Here is a 7,357-nt window from a genome sequence, read left to right as displayed (position 1 = left end):
GGGGCGGGCGGCTGCAGTTCGACCCGGGCCGGGGGCTTCGGCGCAGGCGCCTCGGCCGGCGGCGGGGGCGGCGCCTGGGGCAGCGGAATCGCCGGCGCCGGCGGGGGCAGCGGCTGGGCCAGTTGGGGCTGGGCGACCGGCGGCCGGGCCTCGGGCGGCGGCGGCGCCTGGGGCAGCGGCATCGGTGGCATGGGCGGAAGCTGCGGCTGCGCCAGGCGGGGCGGCGGGGGGGCCTGCGGCCGCGGCGGGGCGGCCTGGACCGGCGCCGGAGGCGTGGGCGGCGGTGGAGCCGGCGGGGGCGGCACGGGGGCGGGCGGCGGCGGCGCGGCGGCGGCCTCGGAGGGTGGCGGGGCGGGCGGGCCCTCGATGCCCGGTGGCGGCTCGGCCAGCGGCCGTTCGGGCTGGCCCCCTTCGAAAACCACCTCCACCGCCGGCGCCGGCAATTCCTGCACCTCCCGCGGGCGGGCGACGAAATACAGTGCCAGCAGCCCATGCAGCAGCAGCGAGGCGACAAGCCAGGCCAGGATGCGGCGGGTGCGCCGCCGGGCACGCGGCAGCAGCCATGGCGAAACGGCCGCCGCGCCGGGCCGCAGCGGCGGCGGATCGCGCCGCGCCGCACCGACGGGCCCGGCGCGGAAGCGCGGCAGCGGGCGGGTCAGCAGGCGGGGGTCGGAAGCGTCTGGCACGGTGCCCGGTATGATGCTGGCAGGGGGCTTACCGGATTCCGCGCCCGGACCAAAACCGGGCGCGGTAACGAAGTGTGGTGACCCTGGACCGGGCGGAATGATGCGCCACCGCCCGCTTGCCGGTGGACAGGCCGCGCATCCGCCGCAATACGCAAGGAACCCAGCGGACAGGAATGCCGGATGGCCCGTCCACGCCTCGCCTTCGTCAGCATCGGCCAATCCCCGCGCGAGGATATGGTGCCGGAGGTGCTCGCCCTGTCCGGCGCCGCGCCCGGCGAGGTGGAGGTGCGGGAACACGGCGCTCTGGACGGGCTGGACGAGGCCGGCATCGCCGCCGGCGCGCCGCGGGAGCGGGAGGCGGTGCTCTTCACCCGCCTGGCCGATGGCAGGCGGGTGCGCCTCGGCGCCGGCTTCCTGGCCCGCCGCCTGGCGCCGCTGCTGCACCGCCTGGACGCGGAGGGGCACGACCTGATCGTGCTGGCCAGCACCAGCCTGTTCCAGCCCTATCGCCTGCGCACGCCCTTCGTGCATGCCCAGCAGGTGGTGGATGCCTGGATCGGCGCGCTGGTGATGGGGGAGGCGCGAATCGGCGTGATGCATTCCCTGCCCGAACAGCATCGCGGCTCCGCCCATGGCGCGCTGATGCAAAGCGCCCGCGCCGTGGCGCGGGAGGATGACATCGCCGATTTCGACGAGGCGGCGCAGCGCCTGGCGGCGGCCAACCTCATCCTGATGCATTCGGTGGGCTATACGGAGGCGATGGCCGAGCAGCTGGCGGCGCGCACCGGCAAGCCGGTGGTGACCGCGCGGCGCATCCTGGCGGGCGCCATCCGGCTGCACCTGGTGGCGCTCGCCGCGCGCCCGCCGCCGGTCCACCCGGCGGAGCCGGGCTTCGGCAATGAGGCCGAGCCGCTGCAGGCGCTGATCGACCGCCTGCCCGGCCAGACCGAGAGCCTGACGCCGCGCGAGCGCGACGTGCTGATGGCGCTGCTTGACGGCGAGGGCAACAAGGAGATCGGCCGCCGCCTGGGCATCAGCCACCGAACGGTGGAAATCCATCGCGGCCGCGTCATGGCCAAGCTGAATGCGGGCTCCGCCATCGAGCTGTTCCGGCGGCTGATGCTGGTGCGCGACCTGTAGCCTGCCCCAAATGCGGCAAGCCTGCCCGCTTTCTCGGCGGCTCGCGCCGCCTGGGTAAGGAGCCGCCCTTATTCAGCCCGGCCACGCCGATCTGCAAAGCTGCGCCGAGACACTCTGCACAGGTGCTGGCCAGATGGCAGACGCGGCGACCCGCTACCGGATCGGATTCGACATCGGCGGGACCTTCACCGATTTCATCCTGCTGGACCGCGCCACCGCCACCATCCGCCTGCACAAATGCCTGACCACGCCGCAGGACCCCTCGGAAGGCGCGCTGGCCGGCCTGGCCGCGCTGGTGGCGGAGGCCGGGCTGGCGCTGTCCGATATCGCCGAAATCGTGCACGGCACCACGCTGGTCACCAATGCGCTGATCGAGCGCAAGGGCGCCCGCCTCGGCATGATCACCACCGCCGGCTTCCGCGACGTGATCGAGATGGGGACGGAGCAGCGCTACGACATCTACGACCTGTTCCTGCAATACCCGGATCCGCTGGTGGCGCGGCGCAACCGGCTGGAAGTGCCGGAGCGGCTGGACCGCGACGGGCAGGTGGTGACCCCGCTCGATCTTGAGGCGGTGCGGCAGGCGGCGCGGCAGCTGGTGGCGGGCGGGGCGCAGGCCATCGCCATCTGCTTCCTGCATGCCTATCGCAACCCGATGCATGAGAAGGCGGCGGCGGCCGCGATCCGCGCGGAATTCCCGGACCTCGCGCTGTCCCTGTCCAGCGAGGTGGTGGCAGAGCTGTGGGAGTACCAGCGCTTCGTCACCACCTGCGCCAATGCCTATGTGCAGCCGCTGATGGACCGCTACCTGGCGCGGCTGGAGCGCGAATTGTGGAGCCGCGGCTTCCGTGGCGCGCTGCGGCTGATGCAATCCGCCGGCGGCCTGGTGGGGCCCGAAGCGGCGCGCAGCTTCCCGATCCGCCTGCTGGAATCCGGCCCCGCCGGCGGCGGCCTGGCCACCGCCTTCTTCGGCGGGCTGGTCGGGCAGAGGGATGTGATTTCCTTCGACATGGGCGGCACCACCGCCAAGGCCTGCATGATCGCCGATGGCGCCTGCGAGGTGGCGCCGATGATGGAAGTGGCGCGGCTGCACCGCTTCAAGAAGGGCTCCGGCCTGCCGATCAAGGCGCCCGTCATCGACATGATCGAGATCGGCGCCGGCGGCGGTTCGATCGCCAGCATCGACGAGGTGGGGCTGTTGAAGGTCGGGCCGCATTCCGCGGGCGCCGATCCGGGCCCGGCCTGCTATGGCCGCGGCGGCACCCAGGCGACGGTGACCGATGCGAATCTGATACTCGGCTACTACGATCCGGGCTTCTTCCTCGGCGGGCGCATGGCGCTGAACAAGGCCGCGGCGGAGGCGGCGCTGGCTTCGGTCGGCGCGCAGATCGGCCTTTCGGCGGTGCAGACGGCCTGGGGCATCCATCGCACGGTGACGGAAAGCATGGCCGCCGCCGCGCGCATCCATATCGTGGAAAAGGGCAAGGATCCGCGCCGCTACGCCATGGTGGGCTTCGGCGGCGCCGGCCCCGCCCATGCGGTGGAGGTGGCGCGCATCCTGGGCGTGGAGGAAGTGCTGATCCCGCCGGCCTCCGGCGCCGCCTCCGCGCTCGGCTTCCTGGCCGCGCCGCTCGCCTTCGAAAGCGTGCGGTCCCTGCCCGTGGCGCTGGAGGATCCGGCCGCGCCCGTCCTCATGCAGCAGGTGCTGACGGAGCTGGCGGCGGAGACGGCGGCGATGCTAACCGCCTCCGGCATGGACCAGGCCGAGATCACCATCGAGCGCAGCGCCGATATGCGCCTGGCCGGCCAGATCCACGAGATCAACGTGCCGCTGCCGGATGGCGCCATCACCAGCGAGAGCCTGCCGGCGCTGATGGCGGCCTTCCGCCGCGTCTATTCCGCGCGCTTCACCTCGGTCTACGAGGGTGTCGCGGCCGAGATCGTCTCCTTCCGCGTGCGCGCCGCCGGCCCCGCCCCGGCGCTGACCGTGGCGCAGGCGGATGCGCCGGCGGGCGGCGTGGCGCTGAAGGGCCGCCGCATAGCCTGGTTCGGCGACCGCTTCCACGACACGCCGGTCTATGACCGCTATGCGCTGGCCGCCGAGGGCACGATCCACGGCCCCGCCATCATCGAGGAGCGCGAGGCCACCACCATCCTCGGCCCGCAGGACAGCGTGACGGTGGGTGCGGCCGGCACGCTGCGCATCCGCGTCGGCGTCGCCGCCCCCATCGCCGCCCGAATCACCCCCGCCACGCCGATCGCCGAGGCGCGCGCGCTGATCGAGGCGGATCCGGTCTCGCTGGAGATCATGTGGAGCCGGCTGGTGACCATCGTGGAGGAGATGTGGCAGGCCATCTGCCGCACCGCCTTCAGCCTGATCGTCTCCGAGGCGCAGGACTTCGCCTGCGACATCCTGGATGCGGATGGCGAATCCCTGGCCCATTCGCCGCGCGCCATGCCGGTCTTCAACCTGACCCTGCCGCGCGCCGTGAAGGCGATGCTCCAGAAATACCCGGCGGAGACGCTGCGCCCGGGCGATGTGCTGATCACCAACGACCCGTGGCTCTGCGCCGGGCACCTGTACGACATCGCCATCGTCACGCCGGTGTTTCTCGACGGGCGGCTGGTGGCGCTGATGGGGACGGTGGGCCATGTCGGCGATATCGGCGGCATCAAGGACGGCCTGAAGGCGACCGAGATCTTCGACGAGGGGCTGCAGATCCCGCCCGCGAAACTCTATCGCGCCGGCGAGCCGAACGACACGCTCTTCGACATGATTGCGGAGAATGTCCGCAAGCCGGAGGAGGTGCTGGGTGACCTGCATTCCTTCATCGCGGCGAATGCGCAGGGCGCCGAAAGGCTGCTGGGATTCATGCGCGACTACGGCATGCAGGACCTGCGCGCCTTGGCCGCCGTGGTGCAGGGCCGTGCGGAGCGCGCCATGCGCGATGCGATCCGCGCGCTGCCGGATGGCGTCTACCACTCCACCGTCAGCAATACGGCGCTGGGCCGCAGGCTGGACTATCCGCTGAAGCTGACGGTCGCGGGCGACGCCATCGAGCTGGACTTTGCGGGTGCACCGCCGCAGCTGCCGCTCGGTGGGCTGAACTGCACCTATAGCTACACCATCGCGCATGGCTCCTATCCGCTGAAATGCATCCTGAGCCCACAGGTGCGCGGCAATGCGGGATGCTACCGGCCGATCACGGTGAAGGCGCCGGAAGGTTCCGTGCTGAACTGCACCCGGCCCGCCGCGGTGGCGCTGCGCACGCGCACCGGCTGGTACCTGGCGCCCAACATTTTTCGGGCGCTGTCGGAGGCGGCGCCGGATCGCGTGCAGGCGCATACCGGGCTGCCGGTGTCCGTGAAGGTGCACGGGCTGGATGCGAAGGGGCGGCTCTATGCCGACCACTTCTTCATGGGCGGCGGCCAGGGGGCGAGTGCGGCGCATGATGGGAAATCCGCGCTGCTCTGGCCGACCTCGGCGGCCAATACCTCCATCGAGTTGTTCGAGACGCGCTCCCCCGTGCTGGTCGTGGAGAAGTCGCTGATCGCGGATTCGGGTGGCGCCGGGCAGCATCGCGGCGGCCTCGGCACGCGCACGCGGATGCGAAAACTGCATGATGACGGCCTGCCCACCCAGGCCTCCGTCGCCGCCGAAGGCGTGGGCGTGGACTCGCCGGGCCTCTTCGGCGGGCTACAGGGCGGTGCCGCGCGCGGCGCGGTGCTGGACCGCGAGGGCAACCTCATCCGCGACTGCGGCGCGGGCGAATTGGTGACGCTGACCGATACCAGCCGGATGATCGAGCTGCGGCTTTGCGGCGGGTCCGGCTTCGGGGACCCCGCCTCGCGCAGCGCGGCACTGGTGGAACGGGATTTGCAGGAAGGTTACGTAAGCCCTGGTGCGGCGAAGGCCGCGGTGCAGGCAGCAGAATAGGAGACGACGCATGAACCGCCGCGAACTCCTCCTCGGTGCGGGTGGCCTGGTCGCCGCCGCCTCGCTCAGCCCGGCCTATGGCTTCGAACGCGAGGGCAATCGCCGCATCCTGGTCTTCTCCGGCAACCAGCCGGTGCCGATCCTGGATCCGCACCAGCGCTACGACTGGTCGACGCGCATGATGCAGCGCTGCCTCTATGATTCGCTGGTGCGCTACGAGGGCGCTCCCGCGCGCATCATCCCCTGGCTGGCCGAGAGCTGGGAGACCAGCGCGGATGGCCTGACCTGGACCTTCCGCCTGGTGGGCAATGCGAGGTTCAACAATGGCGATGCGCTGGATGCGGAGGCCGTGCGCTATTCCTTCCAGCGCGGGCTGCGGCTGAACAAGGGCATCTCCTGGATGCTGTCGCGCCACCTGAAGCCGGAGAATGTGGTGGCGGTGGATGCGCGCACCGTCCGCTTCACGCTGGAACGCGCCTATCCCGACTTCATCTCCTTCCTGCCGCTGTGGTTCGTGGTGAATCCGAAGCAGGTGATGGCGAATGTGGATGGCGACGATGACGGCCAGAAGTGGCTGACGACGAACGCCGCCGGCTCCGGCCCCTTCACCATTCGCCGCTGGGATGGCCAGACGGTGATGTCGCTGGCTGCGGTGCCGGACTATTGGAAGGGCTGGCCGATGCCGGATGCGGATCGCCCCGCCGGCGTCATCTACCGCGTCATGCGCGAATCCGCGCCCCGCAAGGCGGCCTTGCAGCGCGGGGAGGTGGATATCGCTGCCGGGCTGACGCCGGATGACCTGGAACAGCTTGAGCGCATGCCGAACATGGTGGTGACGAACGATACGGGCGCCGCGCCCTTCGCCATCATGATGAACACCCAGCGCGGCCCCACCGCCGATATCAACCTGCGCAAGGCCATCGCCTATGCCTTCGACTACGAGGCGCTGATCGCCATCCACAAGGGCGATGCCAAGCTGCTGGACGGGCCCTTCCCCTTCGTCACCGAAGGCCGCATCGCGCTGGACATGCCGCGCCAGGACCTCGATCGCGCGAAGCAGTACATGGCGCGCACCGCGACGCCGCAGGGCGGGTTCGAGCTGGAATACCTGCAGGTGGCAGGGCATGAGGTGCAGCGGCAGATCGGCCTGGTGCTGCTGAACTGCCTGCAACCGCTTGGCATCCGCGTGAATATCGTGGGCCAGCCCTGGCCGACGCTGATCGGCCGCGGCGCGAATCCGGAGACCGCGGCGTCGATGACGGCGGTCTATGTCACGCCCGTCACCACCTCGCCGGATACCGTCGCCTCGCAATATGCCTCCTCAGCTGCCGGGCAGTTCTGGGGTATCCACCACCTGCGCGATGCGGAGATCGACCGCATGGTGGCGGAGGCGGCGGTGGAGCTGGATACGGCGAAGCGCATGGCGCTCTACGCCACCATCCAGCGCCGCGTGGTCGATCTGCAGCCGGTGATCTTCGGCATGGCGGCGAACCAGCGCTGGGCGATGCGCAGCTATGTGCGCGGCTTCCAACACCAGGCGCTGAACCTGACGGGCGAGGTGGACCTCTTCCCGCTCTTCGCCGCGCGCGGATGA

The 7,357-nt window shown here is 71.0% G+C and carries 4 protein-coding genes; 3 read left to right on the top strand and 1 reads right to left on the bottom strand.

All coding sequences use genetic code 11. The annotated features are described in order from the left end of the window. Positions 1 to 686, bottom strand: a 686-nt coding sequence (locus tag ACTIF1_RS20120) for a hypothetical protein (protein ID WP_439598246.1), incomplete at its 3' end; no start/stop codon positions are given. Positions 687 to 866: 180 nt separating this feature from the next. Here ACTIF1_RS20120 and ACTIF1_RS20115 point away from each other — a divergent pair. From ACTIF1_RS20115 to ACTIF1_RS20105, 3 genes are all read left to right on the top strand, one after another. Then, positions 867 to 1,826: an AroM family protein gene (locus tag ACTIF1_RS20115; RefSeq protein WP_439598245.1), complete on the top strand. Its 960-nt coding sequence runs from the start codon at positions 867 to 869 to the stop codon at positions 1,824 to 1,826. Between the two features lie 133 nt (positions 1,827 to 1,959). Continuing rightward, on the top strand, positions 1,960 to 5,763 hold the full coding sequence (locus ACTIF1_RS20110; RefSeq protein WP_439598244.1) for a hydantoinase B/oxoprolinase family protein: 3,804 nt from the start codon (positions 1,960 to 1,962) through the stop codon (positions 5,761 to 5,763). A gap of 10 nt (positions 5,764 to 5,773) precedes the next feature. Then, positions 5,774 to 7,357, top strand: a complete 1,584-nt coding sequence (locus tag ACTIF1_RS20105) for an ABC transporter substrate-binding protein (RefSeq protein ID WP_439598243.1) — start codon at positions 5,774 to 5,776, stop codon at positions 7,355 to 7,357.

The organism is Falsiroseomonas sp., assembly GCF_051860665.1.
Classification (GTDB): Bacteria; Pseudomonadota; Alphaproteobacteria; order Acetobacterales; family Acetobacteraceae; genus Falsiroseomonas.
Note: the sequence above shows the minus strand (reverse complement) of the source record. Positions and strands in the feature narration are given on the sequence as shown.

Bases quoted from the DNA above. Each gene is read 5' to 3' on its own strand.
- ACTIF1_RS20115 (WP_439598245.1), top strand. From the start codon at position 867: ATGGCCCGTCCACGCCTCGCCTTCGTCAGCATCGGCCAATCCCCGCGC.
- ACTIF1_RS20110 (WP_439598244.1), top strand. From the start codon at position 1,960: ATGGCAGACGCGGCGACCCGCTACCGGATCGGATTCGACATCGGCGGG.
- ACTIF1_RS20105 (WP_439598243.1), top strand. From the start codon at position 5,774: ATGAACCGCCGCGAACTCCTCCTCGGTGCGGGTGGCCTGGTCGCCGCC.